Raw genomic sequence first — 19782 nt, 5'->3', positions numbered from 1 at the left:
TGGAATGGAGGCGCTCCCGACATGAGACACCCCCTGCAGGCCCGCCGGCCGTCCGGGCGATGGGCGCTCCTCTCGCTGCTCGCCGCCACCTGGTGGCTCGCCGCGCCCCCTGCAGCGGCGCAGGACACGGCCACTCCGAAGGCCGCCGCGCCGCAGGCCGACAACGCTCCGCCCGCGACGCACGCCGCCTCGCTGCAGGCCGACGGCCCTCCGGCCGCCGCGCAGGCCGCCGCGCCGCAGGTCGACAGCCCTCCGGCGGAGGGCGGCGCGCCCCCGACGGACGGAGCCGCCGGGGCCGGCGCGCCGTCGGGCGGCGCCGACGCGCCGTCGGGCGGCGCGGGCGGCGCCGGTGGCGCGGCCTCGGACGCGCGCGATCCGGCCGAGCGCAGCGCGGCGCGGCGCGACAGGCCCGGGGCGACGAGCAGCCGCGCCACGCCTTCCAAGAAGCGCCGCGGGGACATCAACCCCTGCATGACGCCCGATCCGGGCTGGGGCGTCTACGACCGGTGGTCCCGCGCGCCCTCGATCGGGCAGATGATCATGCCCCACCGGGGCGGGGTCACGAAGCGCGGCGGCTTCGACGTCATCATCCACTTCCACGGCCACGAGGCGCTCCGGAAGGAGTTCGTGAAGACCGCCGAGGGCGCCGTCCTCGTCGGCATCGATCTGGGCATCGGCTCGGGCGCGTACTCGAGCGCGTTCTCGGCGCCGTACGTCTTCGAGAACCTGCTCGACAGCATCGAGCGCGCCGTCGCGAAGAAGACCGGCAAGAAGAAGGCCTACATCCGCAAGCTCGGCCTCTCGTCGTGGAGCGCGGGCTACGGCGCCGTCGAGCAGATCCTGCGGCAGCCGGCCGGCAAGCGGGTCGACGCCCTCGTGCTGCTCGACTCGCTCCACGCGGGGTACGCCGACGAGCAGCAGCACAAGCTCAAGGTCGCGCAGATCGAGCCGTTCATCGCGTTCGCGAGGCGCGCCGCGGCGGGCGAGGCGTTCATGTTCATGAGCCACTCCTCCATCCTGCCGCCCGGCTACGCGTCGACGGCGGAGACGGCGGACTTCATCGTGCGGCAGCTGCGGGGCAAGCCGAGGGGCTCCTCCCGCGCCGACGTGCTCGGCCTCGACATGATCCAGCGCTTCGACCGCGGCGACTTCCACGTCCGCGGGTACACCGGCGACGACAAGCCCGATCACTGCGCCCACCTCGGCCTGATGGCGGACGTCGTGCGGGTCCACCTCAACCCGCGGTGGAAGTCGCCGCGAGGCCGGCGCTAGATGGGCGGCATCGGCGTCATCATCAACCCCCGCTCGCGGCAGAACCTGAGCGATCCCCGCGCCGCGGTCCGGCTCGCGCGCGCGCTCGGCGATCACGGCGTCGTCCGCACCGCGCGCTCCCGCGAGGACCTCGCCTGCATCGCGGAGGACTTCCGGAAGCTCGACATCGACGTGCTCGGCATCTCGGGGGGCGACGGCACGAACCACGTCACCATCACCGGCTTCCTCGACGTCTACGAGAACGAGCCGCTGCCGCCGATCGCCTTCCTGCGCGGCGGGACGATGAACACCGTGGCCAACGCCGTGGGCGTCCCCCGCGGGCGCCCCGACGGCCTGCTCGCGGGGCTCATCGCCCGCTACACCGACCGCGGCCGGCACCCGCTGCGCTGGATCGAGCGCCACGTGATGCAGATCGGCGCCCACTACGGCTTCATCTTCGGCACCGGCTGCGTCCACGGCTTCATCGCCGAGTACAACCGCAGCGAGGAGCGGAGCGCGCTCTGGGCCGCCAAGGTCCTCGCCCGCGCGAGCGCCGCCGTGCTACTCAACACGGGCACCCAGGTCGCCGCGCGCTGGCAGGGCCGCGTCCACTTCGAGGACGGCTCCGCGTTCCCGGACCGCGACTACCTCGCCGTCGCCGCCGGCACGGTGGACCAGATCGGCCTCGGGTTCCGCCCGTTCCACCGCCACGACGAGCGCCCGGAGAGCTTCCACATGCTGGGCATCCACACCTCCGCGCTCGGCTTCGTCAGGAAGCTGCCCGATATCTGGCGGGCGCGGCCGATGGGCGAGGCGCACACGTTCGAGAAGATCGCCCGGCGCGCGGTGCTCGAGGCCAGGTCGGGCGTGGTCCACTACGTCTGCGACGGCGACGTGCACGAGCACGCGGGCCCGCTCACCGTGCGCATCGGCCCGCGGGTGAAGATCCTCGTGGAGCACAAGTCCGGCCATCGCCCCGCCGGCGCACGGCGCACGTCGCACGATGTGTGCGCCCGCGGCGAGCGCGCGCATCCCTGCGGAATCGTACGCTGATCATGCATGGATCACGCGCTGACCATGCGCCGACGGCGCGCCGGCGCGCGGGCAGGCAGCGACGTACGGGTGCGCGAGACCATGGCTGTGAGAGGCCAGCAAAGTTAGACTGCGTTCGCTCCATGCCGCCGCGCTCCTCCTCCGCGCCCGCCTCGTCGACGGACTCGACCCCGCGGCCCGAGAGCGCGAACCGCTCGTTCGCCTCGTCTGCGGCGTTCCCGCGCGCCAGCGCTCCGGACTCGCTCGACCCGGAGCTGATCGATCCGTCCCTCGTGACACCGCCTCCGGAGGCCGGCACGCCGTCGCCCGCTCCGGGGAAGGCGGCGCGGCGCATCTACCGCGAGGGCGACGTGATCGGCGGCAAGTACCGCCTGCGCTACGTCCTCGGCGAGGGCGGCATGGGGATGGTGTGGCTGGCCCACAACGACGTCCTCAACATCGACGTCGCTATCAAGTTCATCCGGCGCGAGGTCAACTCGACCGAGGCGACGGTGCGCCTCCACCAGGAGGCGCGCGCCGCCGCGCGGATCGATCACCCCTCGATCGTCCGCGTGATCGACTTCGGGGAGTCCGAGCACCGCGACCCGTACATCGTGATGGAGGTGCTCCGGGGAGAGCAGCTGGTCGAGGCGCTCGAGCGCAGGAAGCGCTTCTCGCCCGCGGCGGCGCTCCGCATCCTCCTGCCCATCGCGAGCGCCGTCGCCGCTGCGCACGACCGGAGGATCGTCCACCGCGATCTCAAGCCAGAGAACATCTTCCTCGTGAAGAACGATCGCGGCGACATCACCCCGAAGATCGTCGACTTCGGCATCGCCAAGGTGTGGAGCGAGACGGCGAGCGGCGAGATGACCAAGGCGGGCACGGTGCTCGGCAGCCCCGATTACATGTCGCCCGAGCAGGCGCGCGGCATCACCGACGTCGACGGGCAGACCGACGTCTGGGCGTTCGCCGTGGTGCTCTACGAGACGATCACCGGCCAGAAGCCGTTCCAGGGCGGCAACTACCACGACCTCGTGGCGGCGATCCTCGTCAAGGATCCGACGCCGATCACCGCGCTCGGCGTGGGCGACGAGGCGCTGTGGGCCATCATCGCGCGCGGCCTCGGGAAGGAGCGCTTCAACAGGTGGCGGACCATGCGCGAGATGGGCGTCGCGCTCGCGCGCTGGGCGACCGAGAACGGCGTCGTGGAGGACGTGACCGGGACCTCGCTCGCCGTGCACTGGCTGAGCGACGGCGAGCAGCGGCCCCTCTCCGAGCGCCCGGCGCTGCGGGCGCAGCAGCGGCGCATCTCCGAGCGGCCGGCGGTGCGGGCGCAGAGGAGCAGCGAGGACCACCAGGAGGTCGCTGTACACCCTGTCCACCAGGAGGCCGCTCGCCCGACCGGGGACCGGCGGCGCGTCGCCGTCGTCGCGGCGGCGGGGCTGGCGACGCTCGTGATCCTCGGCGCCGCGCTGTTCTCCCTGCGCGCCATGACCGCGCGGGACGGCAGCGCCGAGCCCGCGCCTGCGGCGCCGCCCGCTGCGTCGCAGGTCCAGCCGCAGGCCGCCGCCGCACGATCGAGCGAGCAGCAGAGCCCCGCGCGCGAGAGCCGCCCCGAGCCAGCCCGCACGGCCGAGCCGCAGCCCTCGGCCGGCGCGGCCCGCCTCGGACCGGCCGAGAGCCCCACCGCGAGCGCCCACGCGCGGGAGCCCGCGCCGGCGCCCCGGAGCGCCGGCTCGCGACGGACCGCGCCCTCGCGGGCGGGCGCGAAGACCTCTGGCGCTGCCTTGCCGGTCCCGGCCCGGCCGAACTTCTAGCGTCGCGATGTCTTCCCAGGAAAGCCCCGCGCGCGAGACGCAACATCGAAGGCCCACGATCGGCGCACGCTGGCCGCTGCTGCTCGCGCTGGCCGTGCTCACCGGCGCCTGCTCGCTGCTCGCGGAGAGCGCCCTCTCCGACAAACCTTCCGAGGGCGGCCAGGGCGCGACCTCGACGGGCGGCGGCTGCGCGCCGGACTGCCCGGACGGCGCCTGCTGCGGCGGTACGTGCGTCGCGCTGGGCGAGAACCGGGAGCACTGCGGCGCCTGCGGCAACGCGTGCGGTGACGGGGAGTCGTGCTGCGGCGGGTCGTGCACCAACGTGCTGAACGACCCGTCGCACTGCGGCGCGTGCGGCGTGCCGTGCCCGCACACCCTCTGCGTGGGCGGCCACTGCTCGTCCGAGTGCGTCTTCGGCTTCGACAACTGCGACGGGAACGTCGTCACCAACGGCTGCGAGGTCGATCTCAAGAGCGATCCCGAGCGCTGCGGCGGTTGCTCGCTCCGTTGCCCCTCGGGCGCGATCTGCGACGCGGGGCAGTGCGCGTGCGCGCCGCCGCTCCTCGACTGCGACAACCTCCATGACACCGGGTGCGAGATCGACGGCTCCTCGGATCGCGCGAACTGCGGCGCCTGCGGCGTCACCTGCGGGCCGAACATGGAGTGCCGGGCCGGCGTGTGCGGGTGCGCTCCGGGGTACGCCGACTGCAACGGCTCGCCCGACGACGGCTGCGAGGCCACGCTCGGGACGGAGGCGGACTGCCGGGCCTGCGGGGATGCCTGCGCGAGCGGCATGATCTGCGATGGCCTCGGCGGCTGCGCGTGCGCGAGCGGGCGCCTCGACTGCGACGGCGCGCCCGGCTGTGAGGCGATCACCATCGACCCGACGACCTGCGGCGCGTGCGACGTGCGGTGCGCGCCGGAGGCGGCCTACTGCGACGGCGCCGCGTGCGCCGCCGGCTGCGCCGCCGGCCTCGCCGTGTGCGACTCCTCGTGCGTCGACACGCAGGTCAGCCCGTTCCACTGCGGCGCGTGCGGGGTCGCCGCGGGGCCGCACCAGCGCTGCGACGGAGGCGAGCTGGTGTGCGACGAGGGCTTCGCGGACTGCGACCCGATCGCCCCGGGCTGCGAGTCCGATCTCACAAGGGATCCGCGGCACTGCGGCGCGTGCAGCACCGCCTGCAAGCCGGGCGCCGTGTGCGTGTCCGGCGCGTGCGCGTGCGGGGCGCTCACGCCGCACGACTGCGGCACGGCCTGCCGCGCCTGCTGCTCGGACGAGGACTGCTCGGACGGCGACGGCTGCACCGCCGACGTGTGCGAAGACGGCGGCGCGAGGTGCAAGAGCACGGGCTGCGCCGACGGAGAGCAGTGCTGCAGCCTCGTCGCGTGCCGCCAGTGCTGCACAAGCGCGGACTGCAGCGGGGGCGAGATCTGCTCCGGCGGGGCCTGCATCCCGCCCTGCGGAGGTGGCCTCGTGGCCTGCGAGGGCAAGTGCGTCAGCCTGGGCTCGGCCGAGCACTGCGGCGCGTGCGGGAACGCCTGCCTGAGCGGGCGCGAGTGCCGCACCGGCCAGTGCACCCCCGCGTGGGCCCCGATGACGAGGACCGGCGCGCCCGCGCCGCGGCAGATGGCCGCGGCGACCTGGATCGGGGACGCGCTCTTCCTGTGGGGCGGCCGCACGTCGGTCGGGGACGTGGGCGACGGGGCGCTCTACGATCCGGCGCGCGACACCTGGTCGACGCTGGGCAACGAGGGCGCCCCCTCGCCGCGCGTGCTCGCGGCCGCGGCGTGGACGGGCTCCCGGGTGCTCGTCTGGGGCGGCGGCTCGTTCGCGAGCCCCTTCGGCCTGTCCACCGGCGGCGTGTACGACCCGGCGACGCGGACCTGGCGCGCGATGAGCACCACCAACGCCCCCGCGGCGCGGCGGATGCCGCTCGGCGTGTGGACCGGCACGCGCCTGCTGATCTGGGGCGGCAACGAGGGCGGCGCCCCGGTCGCCGGCGGCGGGCTCTACAACCCGGTCGCCGACGCATGGACTCCGGCCTCCAGCGCCGGCGCGGCCCCCGCGCGCGAAGGCGTCGCGTGGGCCTGGTCGGGCACGGAGCTCTACCTGTTCGGCGGGGAGGCCGGCGAGGCGACCACGAACGAGGGGTACGCCTACAACCCCACCACCGACGTGTGGCGGTCGCTGCCCAGCGCCAACGCGCCGAGCCCGAGGACCGAAGCGTTCGCGGTCTGGATGGGCGATCGGCTCCTCGTCTGGGGCGGGCAGGACCAGGAGGGCGGCGCCCGCAAGGGCGGCGCGATCTACGATCCGGTGGCCGACGCGTGGCGCGGGATCGACGACAAGGGGGCCCCCTCGGAGCGCAGCCGCGTCGAGCGGCGCACCGGCTGGACCGGCTGGACCGGCGCGCTCGCGCTCGTCGCCGGCGGGCGGAGCGGCCTGACGCTCAGGCGAGACGGGAAGCTGTACGATCCGATGACGATGGCGTGGGGAGCGAACATGTCGGCCGCGGGCAAGCAGCACACCTACGGCGTGGGCGTGTGGACGGGGACCGAGCTCATCTTGTGGTCCGGGCTCGAGGGGTTCTCGCTGGTGCCCGACGGGGAGCGGTTCAGGCCGTGACGCCGCGGCGGACGCACCCGCTCCCGGGCGTCCTGGCGCTCCTCGTCGCGGCGGCGATGCTCGCCGCGCCCGCGCCCGCCGCGGCCCAGAGCGCGGCCGACGTCGCCGTCGCGCGCGAGATCTTCATCGAGGCCTCCGAGCTCGCGAGGCAGGGGCGCTGGGAGCAGGCGCGGGAGCGGTACGAGCGCTCGCTCGCGATCAAGCGCGCGCCGATCACGCTCTACAGCCTCGGGGTGGCCCAGCAGCAGACGGGGCAGCTCGTCGAGGCGCTCGAGAACTTCCGCGCGTTCCTTGTCGAGCCGTCCGCGCCTGCGACAAAAGGGTACGAGAAGCTCGCGCGGCAGGCGATCCAGGAGCTCGAGCACAAGGTCGCGGCGCTCGAGCTGCGGCTCTCCCCGGGCGACGCCGCCGGCCTCGAGGTGAAGATCGACGGCGTCGCTGTGCCCGCGGCGGCGCTCGATCGCCCGCGCCCGGTCAACCCGGGGGATCACACGGTGACCGCGAGCGCGCCGGGCTACCGCGAGGCCGAGCGGAGCGTCGCAGCGGCGCCGGGGAGCCGCGCCGTCGTCGTGCTGAGCCTCGAGCGCGAGGTCGTCGCGCCGGCAGCGCCCGCCGGGCCGAGGGTGTCCTCGACGAGCGCTCCAGCGAGCGTCGCTCCGGCCAGACCGGTCCTGCGCGGCGCCCCGCCGAGCTCCGCGCCCGACGCTGCGCCGAGCCGCGTGGTGCCGATCGTGCTGGTCGCCGGCGGTCTGACCACCGTGGCGGCCGGCGCGGCCATCGGGCTGCTCGGGGTCGCGAGCGCGTCGGACGCACCGACGCGGGACGGGGGCGCGGCCGACGCCGCGCGCGCCCAGGCGCTCGCGGGCGACATCGTCGCCGGCGCCGGCCTCCTCGCGGCGGGCGTCGGCGTGCTCGTGATGGTCTTCGACCGCGATCCCGCCGGCGCCCCGCGCAAGCAGCCCCCGCCGCGCGCCGCCCTCGACCCGTTCCGCCTCACCGTGCGCTTCTGACTTCCGACGCGGGAGCTAGGCCTTCGGCATCTCCCTGCGGTCGAGGTTCACCACCACGAACGCGCCGTAATTCAGGACCGTGAGCGAGTCCTCGTCCACGATGAGCACGCGGACGCACTGGGGCGGAGACGGCGCGAGCAGGTCGACGTACGGATCGAACGGCGCCTCGTCCACGGGCGGCAGCACCGCGTGCAGGAACTCGTGGAGCCGCGCGCGGTGGTCGACGATGACGCTCGCGCCCGGCGCCTCCGCGCTGCCCCGCGCGTCGATCCGGAAGAACGCTCGGCGCGCCGCCGGGGAGACGACGAGGATCGCCGCGTCCGTCACCTCGATCTCGCTGGACGTGCACAGCCGCTCCACGCGACGGCTCACGGCCTCCTCCACCGTCTGGAACAGCCGCAGCCGCCGGCGCTGCCCTTCCGTGAGGCCCGGCTCCTCGATGTACGCCTCGAGGCTGCACCCGCGCATGTTCCGCTCGCACCCGTACGTCATGCGTCTGCACCGTGGCTCGGTCTGCTCACCCGCCTCTGGCAGCCGGGTCGGACAGCCGTCACGCCTCCCCGCACGGGCGCTCATGCACGGGATTAGCCAACACCCCCGGCACCGCGGTGTCGCTCCAGGGTTGGGCGCGGCTGCCATGGTTTCCATGGCTCGCGGGCAGCGACCGGGACGCACGCCTGCGTCCTGGAAGGCAGCACGGCCGCGGGGCGGGAGATGCAGGCGCGAACGCCCGCACGGAAGTGCACAGCCGCCAGGGCGATGCGCTCACACCGCCCGATGCGCGAGAGCCGCTCCGTGTGCCCCGGGCGGCAGGGCGTGGCCCCGGCGAGAGCTACTGCGCCCCCGCCCAGCGGACCGGCGCTACGGCGCTGCCGGCGGCGCGAACTTCGCGGTGAGCTCCACCTGGGCCACGCTGCGCTGAGCGGCCTGCTGGGCGGTGGCGCCGGGCGGCACCAGCAATGCCTGGAGCCGCTGCGAGGCGTCGGCCACGCCGGGCGCGAAGCTCGACGGCGACCAGGTGAGCGTGCCCTTGCCCGAGGAGTCGAGCCGGTCGATGGTCATCGTGATCTCCCCGTTCGGGCTCGGCAGCTTGAGGTCGGCCCCTTCCGCGTACTGGCGCGTGTCCACGCTGAGCGAGACGACGCCTCCCTCCACCTTCTCGATCTTGAAGACCCGGTACCGCAGCACCGGCAGCTGCGCGCCCGACGCCACAACGCGATCGGTGACCATCCAGTAGGCGCCTGCGCCGAGGGGCTTGTCCGGGAGCGGCGGCGTGAGGAGCGTGATGGCCTCCCCGAGCGCGCCGATCAGCGGCTGGAGCCCTGGATCGGCGTCCTTGGAGAGCTCGAATTGGAGGTTGCTGACCGCGTTCGCCGGCGAGAGCTCGTACCGCAGCGCGCTCCCCTTCAGCCTCGCGAGCGCGTCGGCGAGCTGCTTCGGCGGGCCGCCGATCGACATCGAGGCGAGCATCGCCGACGTGATCTTCGCGATCACCCTCGTCGGAGCCGCGCTCGCCGTCGACGCCACGCGCGCGGCCGCGCCCTCCTTGGGCGCGTCCGCCGGCTTCTCCGCCTTGAAGCTCACGCCGAGCTCCAGGTTCGGCAGCCCCTGCGGCCCGCCCATGCGCAGCCCGAGCGTGATGTCGAGCTTCTGCTCGGATTTCGGGTCGATCTTCGGGGCGAGCCTGGCCCGCGGCTCGCTGCCGTCGCTGACGACCTCGATCTTGTAAGGCACGTCCTTCGGCAGCGCGGCGGCCGCTTCGGACGCCGAGAACACGCCGCTCTCCGGCGGCCCGCCCGCCGCGCCGCCCGCGGCTGGCCCCTTCTTCTCGGCGCCGCCCGCCGCCGCCTCCGCGAGCGCCGCGCCGAGCTTGCCGCCGACGACGGGCAGCGGCGGGCCGGCGTCGAGCGCGCCGGCGTCGGCGGCGACCTGCGCCTTGCCCTTTTCCCCCTCGCAGCCCGCGAGCCCCGCGAGGGCGACCGCCGCGAGCGTCGAAGCCATGACCCAGCGCCACCGAGTGTCCATGACGGCCGGGTGTAGCCAAAATGGGCGCCATCTTCCAGCGCTCCGTTGCGTTGCGCCGACGGACGGCTCCCGTCGGGGCGGGGCCCCGCTTCAGGCCCGCCGCGCGGCCTTGAGCCCGCCGATGTGCTCCAGGAGCTCGAGGGGCCGGAACGGCTTGGCGTAGTAGGCGGTCGCGCCGAGCTTCAAGGCGCGGGCGCGCGCCTCGTGATCGTCGAGGGCGCTGATCACGAGGATCGGCAGGCCGGAGGTGCCCGGGTGCGCGCGGAGGCGCTCGCAGACCTCGAAGCCATCCATGCTCCCGGGCAGCATCAGGTCGAGCAGCAGCACGTCGAAGGGCTCGGTCAGGGCGCGCTCCACCGCCTCGCGGCCGGTGCCCACGCCGATCACCTCGTGACCACTCGCTCCGACCAGCGCCTCGATCATGCGCCGGATCGCGTCCTGATCTTCGCAGAGGAGGATTCGCATGGTCGCGAGCACGGGGAGCGTTGCACCCGCCCCATCGCGCGGTCAAGCGGGAACGCTACCCGCGGCGAGGGCGGGCCTCTCTGTCTGCTCTGTTTGCTCTGTCTGCTCTGTTTGCTCTGTCTGCTCTGTTTGCTCCGTCTGCTCCCCTGTCGCGTCCCTGTGAGCGCGCGGCGCTGGTTGGCGGACGCAGCGCGAGCTCGATGCCGACGCGCGCCCCGCCGCCCTCGCGGCGCTCGGCGAACGCGCGGCCCCCGTGCGCCTCGGCGATGCGCTTGCACAGCGCCAGGCCGAGGCCGAGCGAGCCGCGCTCGGCGCCGCTCTCGCCGCCCTGCCCCCGCTCGCGCCGGAAGAACGCCTCGAAGATGCGCGTCTCCTCCCCGTCCGCGAACCCGGGCCCGCGATCCTCGACCTCGAAGACGACGCCGCGCTGGCCGCCGGGACGGACCCGCAGCCGCTCGGCCCCGCCAGCGTGCGCGCGCGCGTTCTCCAGCAAGTTGGCGAGGGCGCGCGCCAGCAGCGTCGCGTCCGCCTGGAGCGCGGGCGTCCCCTCGACGACCTCCAGCAGCGTCGGATCCAGCCCTGCGCGCTCCAGGGCGCGGATCCCGGCCTCGGCCGGGTCGAGGCGGGCCACGGTGAGGGCCGCGAAGTCGAGGCGCGAGCTGGCCAGGAGGTCGCCGACGAGCGCGTCGATCTCCATGACCTCGCGGTCGAGGTCGTCGAGCACGCAGGCGCTCGGCCCGCCGCCCTCGCGGGCCATCTCCGTCAGCAGGCGGATGCGGGCGAGCGGCGTGCGGAGCTCGTGCGACACGGCGGCGAGGAGCTCTCTCTGGTCGGCGATCTGGCGCTCGATGCGCGCGGCCATGTCGTTGACCGCCTCGGCGACGATGCCGACCTCGCCCTGCTGCCCGTGGCAGTCGAGCCGGACGCGGCTCGACAGCTTGCCGGCGCCGATCTCGTGCGCGACGTGGGCCAGATCGACGAGCGGGCGGGCGAGGCGGCGCGCGATGAGGCCCGAGGCCCCCCACATGACGATGGCCACGGCGAGCAGCGGCAGGGCGAACCGGAGCGATCCGCCGGAGCGGCCACGGGCGGGGCAGAGGAGCACGGTGCCGAGCGGCCCCCCCTCGTCGCGGACCGGGGCGACAAGGGTCTGCGCCCGGCAGGGCTGGCCGTACCTCGCGAGCCGCCGCCCGGTCGCGTCGATGAGCTCCAGGTCAATCTCGAGATCCTCGGCGAACGCGCGGGCGAGGGCGTCGCGGGCCGCGGGATCGCCCCATACGCGCTCGAACTCGTGGGCCACGAACGACTGGGCGCGGGCGTGCTCGCGCCGCCAGCCGGAGTTGCCGACGCGATCGATGGCCCCGATCGTGGCGACCGCGGCGAGCGCGGTGATCAGGATGGTCGCGCCGAACCACATGAAGATCCGGCGGTGCAGCCGCGCGCTCACGAAGCGGCCGATCGAGACCTTGCGCCCGTTCTCGTAGAGCCAGGACCGGTACCGCCTCCTCACACGCGGTCCTTGGCGAGCACGTAGCCGACGCCGCGCACCGTCTTGATGAGCCTCGGCGACCTCGGGTCGTCGGACAGCTTCTGCCGCAGGTGCGAGATGTGCACGTCGACCGTCCGCCCGCCGACGTTGACGTCGCCGCGGCCGGCCTCCTCGAGGAGCGCGTCCCGGGCGACGACGCGGCCCGCGCGCCGCGCGAGGGCGACGAGGATGTCGAACTCGATGCCGGTGAGATCGGCGGGCTTGCCCGAGACGGTGACGACGCGGCCGGGCACGTCGATGGCGATGTCGCCGGCCACGATCCGCTCGCCGGCGGCGTCGGGCGTGGCCCGCCGGAGCACCGCGCGGAGGCGCGCGAGCAGCTCGCGCGGGCTGAATGGCTTTGCGATGTAGTCGTCGGCGCCGATCTCGAGGCCGACCACGCGATCGGCCTCGTCGCCGCGGGCGGTGAGCATGAGGATCGGCATCGAGCTCTTCTGCCGGATGCGGCGGACGACCTCGATGCCGTCCATGCCCGGCATCATCACGTCGAGCAGGACGGCGTCGAAGGTGCCCGCGGCGAGCGCCAAGAGGCCGCGCGCGCCGTCGCACGCGACGGTCACCGCGAACCCGTTCTGCTCGAGGTAGCTCGCGAGCAAGGCGTGGAGCCGTGTGTCGTCGTCGATGAGCAGGAGCCGCAGCGCCATGGAAGGACCCGGGGGGCAGGTGCGGCGGCGACCGGCCGCCGCTCACCCCTTGTATAGCTCAGGGGCCCGCGCCGGTGTCGGCGTCGGCCGCCGCGGGCGCGTGGACCGCGCGCGCGGCGCCCCGCGGCCAGGAGCGCTCGGCCTCCCGCGCGGCGTCCACGCAGATGGAGGCGACGTGGCGCTGGAAGGCGTCGCGGCGGGCCTCCGCCCGGCAGCGCAGCGAGGAGAAGCCGGAGGCGTAACCGGCGACGGTGCCGAGCGCGAGCAGCGCGATGGTGATCTGGCGTCGCATCATGGTCTCATCCCCCTCCTTCACGCCCACCGGCCGTGGGTCCTGTAGGGATCGTCGCCGCGCCACCCGGCCCTGCCGGACCACATGTCGCGGAACGCGGCCGGCCCGATCTCGATGAGATCGGCGAGCTGCTCGCGCTGGCGGTCCTCGAGCACGGCGTGGACCTTCCCGAGCGCGCCGACCGCGGCCCTGCGCAGCGACTCGATGGCCGTGTCGTGGCGCGCGAAGAGCTCGCCGAGGCGCGTCTCGTCGAAGCTCGGGCTCCGCATCGCCGCCGCGACGTCCGCGCGCGTGCTGCGGATCTCGCTCCGCTGCGCCTCAGCGGCGGAGCGGAGCTCGTCGATGGCCGCGACGATGACCTTCTCCTGCGTCGGCGTGGTGCCGAGCCGATCGAAGAGGAAGGACAGGAAGAAGCGACGGCGGAAGCCGTGCCCCCCGAAGCCGCGCCGCCCGAAGAAGCGCGGCCCAGCGCCCCAGGGCGCACCGCAGTCGTACCTGCAGCCGCGCTTCAACGTCATGACGAGGCCTATCAGACAGGCCGTTCCAACCACGAATCCCAACATGATGCGTACCCTCCGTGAGCGTCTCCGCCGTCGATCCGTGCACGGGGCGTGTGCGCGCGGCTTCGGTTCGTCCGAACGCGGGCGCCGCCCCGGGCAGCAAAGACCGGAGCCGCAGACGCGCGGCTCCGGGACACCTCGAAGCTGCGCAGCGCGTGTGAAGGATGTTCAGGAGCGTGTGTGAAGAAACATGAAGACCGCCGCGGGCAGCGCGGCGCGGCGCCATGACGGAGGGGCGCGCCATCCGCTCGCGGACGGCGCCCCGCGCTCCGGCGGCGCTACTTCACCGACTCGACATCGCCGATGTCGTCGAGGTCGTCCTTGGGTTTCCCGTCGCCCGAGGTCGCCCACGGATTCGTGCGCTCGCTCTCGGGCACGCCACGGTCTCCGTCTTCGTCGTCCTCCTCCTCTTCGAGGTCGTCGAGCGACTCGACCTTGGCCCCGTCCGGCGAGGCGCTCGGCGCAGGCGGCGTCGACGCGCGCGACGCCGGGGGCGCGGGCGGCGTCGATGCGCGCGGCGCGGGCGGCGTCGACGGGCGCACCGCCGGAGGGGGCGGCGTCGATGCGCGCGCCGACGAGGTGCCAGGGTCGCTCGGGAGCCTGTTGCGCGACGGCTCACCCCCCTGCGGTGAGACCGCCGCCGCGGCGCCCGCCGCTGCGAGCGGCCTCGCGGCGATCGCGCTCGGCGGCGTGATGCCGCCGGCGGCCTTCGGCCCCGCGGGGGAGCCGGCCGGCGGGCTGCTCACCGACGCCGCGAGGCCCCCCGGCGGCGAGCCGGCCGCCCCGAAGAGCGCGGCGCTCACGGCGGCCTTGCCCGCCTGGCCCGCGTCGGGCGCGCCGCCGGACGAGCCGGAGGCCGGCGCCGACACGGGCCCGCCGCCGGACGACACAGGCGCTGACGCCGCCGGGCCCGACACGGGCCCGCCGGACGCCGACGCCGCCGGCTTCGACACGGGGGCGGAGGCCCCCGGCGCCGATGCAGGCGCTGCCGCTCCGGCCGGCGGAGCGGCAGCGGGCGCGGCGCCGCGGCCGGACGAGAGCTCCACCGGCGCCGCCGCCTTCGGCGTGGCGGCCCGCGGCCCGTCGAAGCGCATCGCCTTCTGCGCGAGCTGCACCACGGGGAGGATGTCGCGCGGCGGGATGTTCGCGGCGATGACGTCCGGCCCGGCGATCGCGAGCTCGCCGTCGGCGTGGAACGGCACGCCCGGGCGCTCGCGCTCCTGCTTGAGCCGCGCGTTGTCGATGGCGACGCGGATCTCGAGCGGGATGCGGGTCTGCCACAGCCGGCCGTCGATCGCCGTGCGCACGTCCCACGGCGTCAGGATCGGCGTCCTGCCGATGCCCTCGAACGGGCTGCGATCCGCGAGCAGCGCCTTGAGCAGCCAGGCGACGATCTCCTGGAGCTGCGGCGTGTCCTGATCCCACGGCATCGAGTCCCGGAAGAACTGCCAGTAGCCGCCGGCCGGGCCGTACACCGCGAGATCGCGCGGGTCGAACGCGTCCTCGAACGCGCGCGGGGTGATGTCGCCCTCGTCGATGACGGAGTCGATGAGCGCGCCCTGGAAGTCGGGCGTCTTGCGGCGGGCGGCCTTGGGCGAGAGGCCGGTGAGGGACGTCGTGATCTGCTGGCGCACGTCGCTCCGCTCGCGGAACCAACCCATCCGCTCGACCGCGCCGAACTGATCGCGCAGCTTGACCGGCGTCCACCACGGCAGATCGAGCTCGCGCAGCCGCGCGATCAGCTCGGCCACGAGCTGCAGCGCCGGCTCGCTCGCGAGGTGCACGCGCGCCTCTCTCCTCAGCGTCTCGTCGTCCTTGCTATCGGGATCCCGGTGCTGCAGCGATCGCTCCGCCATCGTTCCTCCGTGCTCCCCCGGCCGCACTGCTCAATACCAGAACCGGATCCGCGGCGGACAGCCAGCCCACACGCGGCCGCGAAGAGCGATCCGCGCGCCGCGGCGCAGCGCTCGACGCGGCACGGCGCGCGCCTTCAGCGGACCGTCAGGATGTCGTTCTGCAATGGCACGCGAACAGCCCGTCCGCGTGGCCGAGCCAAGCGCCCGGGATCACCCGACCACGTCGCGCGCCGCCTTCGACCTCGGCGCTGCGTCGATCCGGGCTAGGCTCTCGCGGCCATGCAAGAGGACGGGGGAGGGAGCGCACCCGAGCGCGCCGCGCGAGGGATCGAGCGGTGGGAGCGGGCCGGGCGCGGGCTCTCGCCGTGGGCGCGACGCGTCGCGTGGGCCGCCGCCGAGGCGATGCTCTGCGACGAGGACGAGCGCGGGGAGCTCGCCCCGCCGGGCGCCGAGGTGTGCGAGCGCGCGGTCGCGGCGCTGGATCTCGCGCTCGGGCAGGGCAGCCCCGAGACCCGGCGCAGCTTCGCGCTGCTGGCCGCCTGCCTCGAGCTGCTGCCGCCCTTCGTGATCGGCGCCTTCGGCCGGATGAGCCGGCTCTCGCTCGGCCGGCGGCTCGCGTACCTGGAGGCGCTCGAGTCGAGCCGCTCCGGACTCCTCGCGATGCTGCTCCTCGCCTTCAAGGTGCCGATGTGCATCGCCGCCTTCGAGGAGGGCGCGGAGCTCGCGCTGACGGGCTTCGACCGCGAGAGCACCGCGGCGCGGCGCAGGCTGCCCGGGCTCGGCGCCGGGGGCGGCGCGTGAACGGCGGCGTCGCGTCGAGCGAGCCGATCGTCGGCGGGCGCGACCTGCCTGCGGGGTTCGACGAGGCGTGCGACGTCGTCGTGGTCGGCTCCGGCGCCGGCGGCGCGGTCGTCGCCGCGCTGCTCGCCGAGGCGGGGCGGCGCGTGATCGTGCTGGAGGAGGGCCCCTACGTTCGCCCTGACGACTACCAGCGCTGGAAGCCCAGCGAGTCGGTGCGGCGGCTGTTCCGCGAGGCCGGCCTGTTCACGGCGTTCGGCGTGGGCCCGACGCCGATGATCTCGCTCACCCTGGGGCGCGCCGTCGGCGGATCGTCGGTGGTGACCGGCGGGGTGTGCTTCCGCGTCCCGGGCAGCGTCCACGCGCGGTGGACCCGCGACCTCGGCCTCGACGAGCTGTCGGAGCGCGCCCTCGAGGCGGCGTACGACAGCGTCGAGCGTCGGCTAGAGGTCCGCGAGGTCCCCGAGGCGCTGCGCTCCGCCTCGACGGCGCGGCTCGTCGAGGGGGCGAGCCGGCTCGGCATCCCGATGCGCCCGCTCCGCCGCAACACCGGCGACGCGTGCGAGGGCAACGGCCGGTGCAACTTCACCTGCCCCGCCGGGGCGAAGCGCTCGGTCGACGTCGCCTACCTGCCGTCGGCGACCGCGCATGGCGCGCGCGTGGTCGCCGACGCGCTGGTCGAGCGGATCGCCGTGAAGCGCGGGCGCGCCGTCGGCGTCGAGGGGAGGCTGCTCGGCGGCGAGCCGGGGGCCCCGCCGCGCCGGTTCCGGGTGCGCGCGAAGGCGGTCGTCGCCGCGTGCGGCACGCTGCACACGCCGCTGCTCCTCCGCACGGCGGGCGCGTTCGGGGCGAGCTCCGGGCTCGGCGACGGCGTGACGCTGCACCCCGCGGTGCGCGTGGTCGCCCGGTTCGACGACGCGCTGAACGGCTGGGACGGCGCGCTCCAGAGCGTCTACTCCGACCACTTCGACGCCGAGGGGATCAAGCTCGTGGGCGTCTACTCGGCGGTGAACGTGCTCGCGGCGGGCCTCCCCGGCGTCGGACCCGCGCTGCGGCGTCGGGCCGCCGCGCTGTCGCGCTGCGCCGTCTTCGGCGCCATGATCCACGACGAGGGCGGCGGCCGCGTCCGCCCCGGCCCCGGCCGGGAGCCGCTCGTCTCGTACGCGATGGCGCCGCGCGACCTCGCGCGGCTCCGCCGGTCGATCACGATCCTCAGCGAGATGGCGCTCGCCGCCGGCGCGCGCGAGGTCTACACCGCGCTGCTCGGCGCGCCGCCGGTCACGTCGATGGACGCCGCGCGCGCGGCCGAGCGCACACCCATCGACGCGCGGCGCATCGAGTGCATGGCGTTCCACCCGCTCGGGAGCGCGCGGGTCGCGAACGATCCGCGGCGCGGGATCGTCGATCAGAGCGGCGAGTGCTTCGCGCTGCCGGGGCTCTTCGTCGCCGACGGCTCGATCCTCCCCACGAGCATCGGCGTGAACTCGCAGGTGCCGATCATGGCGATGGCGACGCGCATCGCGTGGCGGATGGCCGAGCGGTTCCCGCGGCTCGCGGCGGCGAGCCCCGCGTAGCGGGCGCGGCGCCACGCGGTGCTACAACGTCGGCCGACGCCGACAGCCGAGGTTCCAGGATGCAAGCGACGATCGATCTCCGCTCCGACACCGTCACCCGGCCGACCGCGGCCATGCGCGCCGCCATGGCCGCGGCCGAGGTCGGCGACGACGTGTACCGGGAGGACCCCACCGTGCGGGCGCTCGAGGAGCGCGTCGCGGAGCTCACGGGCAAGGAGGCGGCGCTCTTCGTGCCGAGCGGCACGATGGGCAACCAGATCGCGCTCCTCTGCCACACGCAGCGCGGCGACGAGGTGATCGCGGGCGAGGGCGCGCACTGCGCGTTCTACGAGAGCGGCGCCGCGCCCGCCTGGAGCGGCGTGCAGTTCGTCTTCGCCGGGCGCGGCGGCCTGTTCAAGGCGGCCGACGTCGAGGACGCGATCAAGCCGCCGCAGTACTACCTCCCGCGCACGCGCCTCGTCGCGATCGAGAACACCCACAACCGCGCGGGCGGCCGGGTCTTCCCGCAGGAGGACGTGCTCGCCATCGCGTCGGTCGCGCGCGCGCACGGGCTCGCGCTGCACCTCGACGGGGCGCGCCTCTGGAACGCGGCGGTCGCCACCGGTCGAACGCCCGCCGAGCTCGCCGCGCCGTTCGACACGGTGAGCGTCTGCTTCTCGAAGGGCCTGGGCGCGCCCGTCGGCTCCGCGCTGTGCGGCAGCGCCGACGTGGTCCGCGCCGCGCTGCGCTTCCGGAAGATGCTCGGCGGCGGCATGCGGCAGGCCGGCGTGCTCGCGGCCGCCGCCCTGTACGCGCTCGCGCACCACCAGGGCCGCATCGCCGAGGACCACGAGGCCGCGCGCGCCATCGCGCGGGCGATGCGCGCGGCGGCCCTCCGTGCGATCGCGACGATCGAGGAGCCCGAGACGAACATCCTTTACATCGAGACGCCCGGCATCCCGGCCGAGCGGCTCGTCGAGGCCGCGCGGCGGCGCGGCGTGCTCGTCGGGGCGACGGGCCGGAGCGCCGTCCGCGCCGTGACCCACCTCGATCTCGCGCCGGAGCAGGTCGCGCCCGCGGCGAGCGCCCTCGCCGAGGCGCTCGCCGAGGTGCTGGCGATGCCGCGCGATCGCGGCGCCGAGGGCGCGCGCGCATGAGCCGCCGCCCCACGAACGCCCCCGCGCCGGCGCTCGCCCTTGCGATCGCGATCGCCGCGCTGCTCGGCCCCGCGTGCGCGCCGGTGCGCGGCGAGGCCTACATCGTCGCGATGACCGCCGGCGAGCGCGCCTACCACGCTGGGCGCTACCGTGATGCGGCCCGCTCGTTCGACGACGCCGCGTCGCAGGCGCTGCGCGTGAAGGACCGCGACGAGGCGCGCCTCATGCAAGCGCGCTCGTTCGAGCGCGCGGAATCCTGGGGCGAGGCGCGCGCGTCGTACGAGCGGCTGCTCGCCGACTCGCCGCGCGGGCCGCGCTCGGAGCGCGCGGAGTTCGAGCTCGCCGATCTCGCGATCGAGCACGGCGACGCGGACGCGGGTTACGCGATGCTGCTGACGGCAACGCTGCGCCGCCCGTCGCACGGGCTCGCGCGCAACGCGCTGAAGCGGCTCATCCGGCGCGAAGAGGAGCGCGCCGGCGTGGCCGGAGCGCTCGCGTGGCTGCGGCAGCACGGCCCCGCGCTCCGCGGGACGGAGCTCGATCAGGACGTCGCCTACCACACAGCGCTCCTCCTCGAGCGGAGCGGCGATCGAGAGGCCGCGCTGCGCGCGCTCGTCGCCGCCGCGCGCGCGCACCCGTACCCCGCCGGTAGCTTGACGGACGACGCCCTGTTCCACGCGGCGGAGCTCGCCGCGTCCCTCGGGCGCCCCGAGGAGGCCATCGGCTACCTGAGGGAGATGCTCTCGGCGCGCGAGCCGGCCGTCACCGGCAGCTACGACCGCGCGAAGTTCGACGACGCGCAGCTCGAGATCGCGCGCCTCTACCGCGACGCGCTCGGCGATCGCGCGGCCTCGCGCCGCGAGCTGCAGAAGCTCTATACGGACCACCCCGCGTCCATCCTGCGCGACGACGCGCTCTGGGCCGAGGCGAAGCTGTGGCGCGAGGACGGCCGGAGCAAGGAGGCGTGCGCCACCGCAGCCCGGATCGTCCGGGAGCTCCCCGACTCGCGCTACGCGCGCTGCGCGCACGCGATATGTCCGTCGCTCCCGGCGGCGCCTCGCCCGTGCGCGGACTACATCCTCCGCGAGCTCGACGGCGGGAAGGACCCCTGACGCGGGCACGCCGCGCGGCGCGTCGCCGCGGCGGC

Annotated in this window: 17 protein-coding genes; 9 read left to right on the top strand and 8 right to left on the bottom strand. The window is 75.0% G+C overall.

The window, feature by feature from the left end:
- Positions 1-21 precede the first annotated feature (21 nt).
- The 5 genes from WMF46_RS11355 to WMF46_RS11335 all read left to right on the top strand — a co-directional run bounded on the left by WMF46_RS11355 (position 22) and on the right by WMF46_RS11335 (position 7736).
- A complete protein-coding gene (locus WMF46_RS11355) occupies positions 22-1272 on the top strand; it encodes a hypothetical protein (protein WP_437985625.1) in 1251 nt (416 codons plus the stop codon).
- Complete coding sequence (locus tag WMF46_RS11350; RefSeq protein WP_437985624.1) at positions 1273-2304, top strand: diacylglycerol/lipid kinase family protein; 1032 nt, start codon at positions 1273-1275, stop codon at positions 2302-2304. It begins immediately after the preceding gene.
- Between the two features lie 122 nt (positions 2305-2426).
- Positions 2427-4100, top strand: coding sequence for a protein kinase domain-containing protein (locus WMF46_RS11345; RefSeq protein ID WP_437985623.1), 1674 nt, complete (start codon positions 2427-2429; stop codon positions 4098-4100).
- A gap of 7 nt (positions 4101-4107) precedes the next feature.
- On the top strand, positions 4108-6726 hold the full coding sequence (locus WMF46_RS11340) for a Kelch repeat-containing protein (protein WP_437985622.1): 2619 nt from the start codon (positions 4108-4110) through the stop codon (positions 6724-6726).
- The gene (locus WMF46_RS11335; RefSeq protein ID WP_437985621.1) at positions 6723-7736 is read left to right on the top strand and encodes a hypothetical protein; all 1014 of its coding nucleotides are present in this window, start codon (positions 6723-6725) and stop codon (positions 7734-7736) included. The genes WMF46_RS11340 and WMF46_RS11335 overlap by 4 nt, the downstream gene beginning before the upstream one ends.
- A 15-nt stretch (positions 7737-7751) precedes the next feature.
- Here the strand turns inward: WMF46_RS11335 and WMF46_RS11330 are convergent, their stop codons facing one another.
- The 8 genes from WMF46_RS11330 to WMF46_RS11295 all read right to left on the bottom strand — a co-directional run bounded on the left by WMF46_RS11330 (position 7752) and on the right by WMF46_RS11295 (position 15127).
- Positions 7752-8228, bottom strand: a complete 477-nt coding sequence (locus WMF46_RS11330; RefSeq protein ID WP_157906600.1) for a hypothetical protein — start codon at positions 8226-8228, stop codon at positions 7752-7754.
- A gap of 369 nt (positions 8229-8597) precedes the next feature.
- The gene (locus tag WMF46_RS11325; protein ID WP_437985620.1) at positions 8598-9737 is read right to left on the bottom strand and encodes a hypothetical protein; all 1140 of its coding nucleotides are present in this window, start codon (positions 9735-9737) and stop codon (positions 8598-8600) included.
- A gap of 114 nt (positions 9738-9851) precedes the next feature.
- Positions 9852-10226, bottom strand: a complete 375-nt coding sequence (locus WMF46_RS11320; RefSeq protein ID WP_437551876.1) for a response regulator — start codon at positions 10224-10226, stop codon at positions 9852-9854.
- Between the two features lie 55 nt (positions 10227-10281).
- Positions 10282-11736: an ATP-binding protein gene (locus tag WMF46_RS11315; protein WP_437985619.1), complete on the bottom strand. Its 1455-nt coding sequence runs from the start codon at positions 11734-11736 to the stop codon at positions 10282-10284.
- The gene (locus WMF46_RS11310) at positions 11733-12419 is read right to left on the bottom strand and encodes a response regulator (RefSeq protein ID WP_437977491.1); all 687 of its coding nucleotides are present in this window, start codon (positions 12417-12419) and stop codon (positions 11733-11735) included. The genes WMF46_RS11315 and WMF46_RS11310 overlap by 4 nt, the downstream gene beginning before the upstream one ends.
- A gap of 58 nt (positions 12420-12477) precedes the next feature.
- Entirely contained in the window at positions 12478-12714 is a 237-nt protein-coding gene (locus WMF46_RS11305) for a hypothetical protein (RefSeq protein WP_437299101.1), read from the bottom strand.
- 17 nt (positions 12715-12731) lie between these two features.
- Positions 12732-13229 (bottom strand): Spy/CpxP family protein refolding chaperone, encoded by a 498-nt coding sequence (locus tag WMF46_RS11300; RefSeq protein WP_437534739.1) that lies wholly within the window; start codon positions 13227-13229, stop codon positions 12732-12734.
- A 320-nt stretch (positions 13230-13549) separates the two neighbouring features.
- Complete coding sequence (locus WMF46_RS11295; protein WP_437985618.1) at positions 13550-15127, bottom strand: hypothetical protein; 1578 nt, start codon at positions 15125-15127, stop codon at positions 13550-13552.
- 279 nt (positions 15128-15406) lie between these two features.
- Between WMF46_RS11295 and WMF46_RS11290 the strand changes: the two genes are divergently transcribed.
- Genes WMF46_RS11290 through WMF46_RS11275 form a run of 4 tightly spaced genes read left to right on the top strand, consistent with a single transcriptional unit; the run spans position 15407 to position 19747 of the window.
- Entirely contained in the window at positions 15407-15928 is a 522-nt protein-coding gene (locus WMF46_RS11290; RefSeq protein ID WP_437985617.1) for a hypothetical protein, read from the top strand.
- Positions 15925-17499, top strand: a complete 1575-nt coding sequence (locus WMF46_RS11285; RefSeq protein WP_437985616.1) for a GMC family oxidoreductase N-terminal domain-containing protein — start codon at positions 15925-15927, stop codon at positions 17497-17499. Before WMF46_RS11290 ends, WMF46_RS11285 begins: the two co-directional genes overlap by 4 nt.
- A 59-nt stretch (positions 17500-17558) precedes the next feature.
- Positions 17559-18635, top strand: coding sequence for a low-specificity L-threonine aldolase (ltaE, locus tag WMF46_RS11280; protein WP_437985615.1), 1077 nt, complete (start codon positions 17559-17561; stop codon positions 18633-18635).
- Positions 18632-19747 (top strand): tetratricopeptide repeat protein, encoded by a 1116-nt coding sequence (locus WMF46_RS11275; protein ID WP_437985614.1) that lies wholly within the window; start codon positions 18632-18634, stop codon positions 19745-19747. Before ltaE ends, WMF46_RS11275 begins: the two co-directional genes overlap by 4 nt.
- The last annotated feature ends 35 nt before the right edge of the window (positions 19748-19782 follow it).

The organism is Sorangium sp. So ce117, from assembly GCF_051524395.1.
Lineage (GTDB): Bacteria > Myxococcota_A > Polyangia > Polyangiales > Polyangiaceae > Sorangium > Sorangium cellulosum_B.
This window is presented reverse-complemented; position numbering and strand designations above follow the sequence as displayed.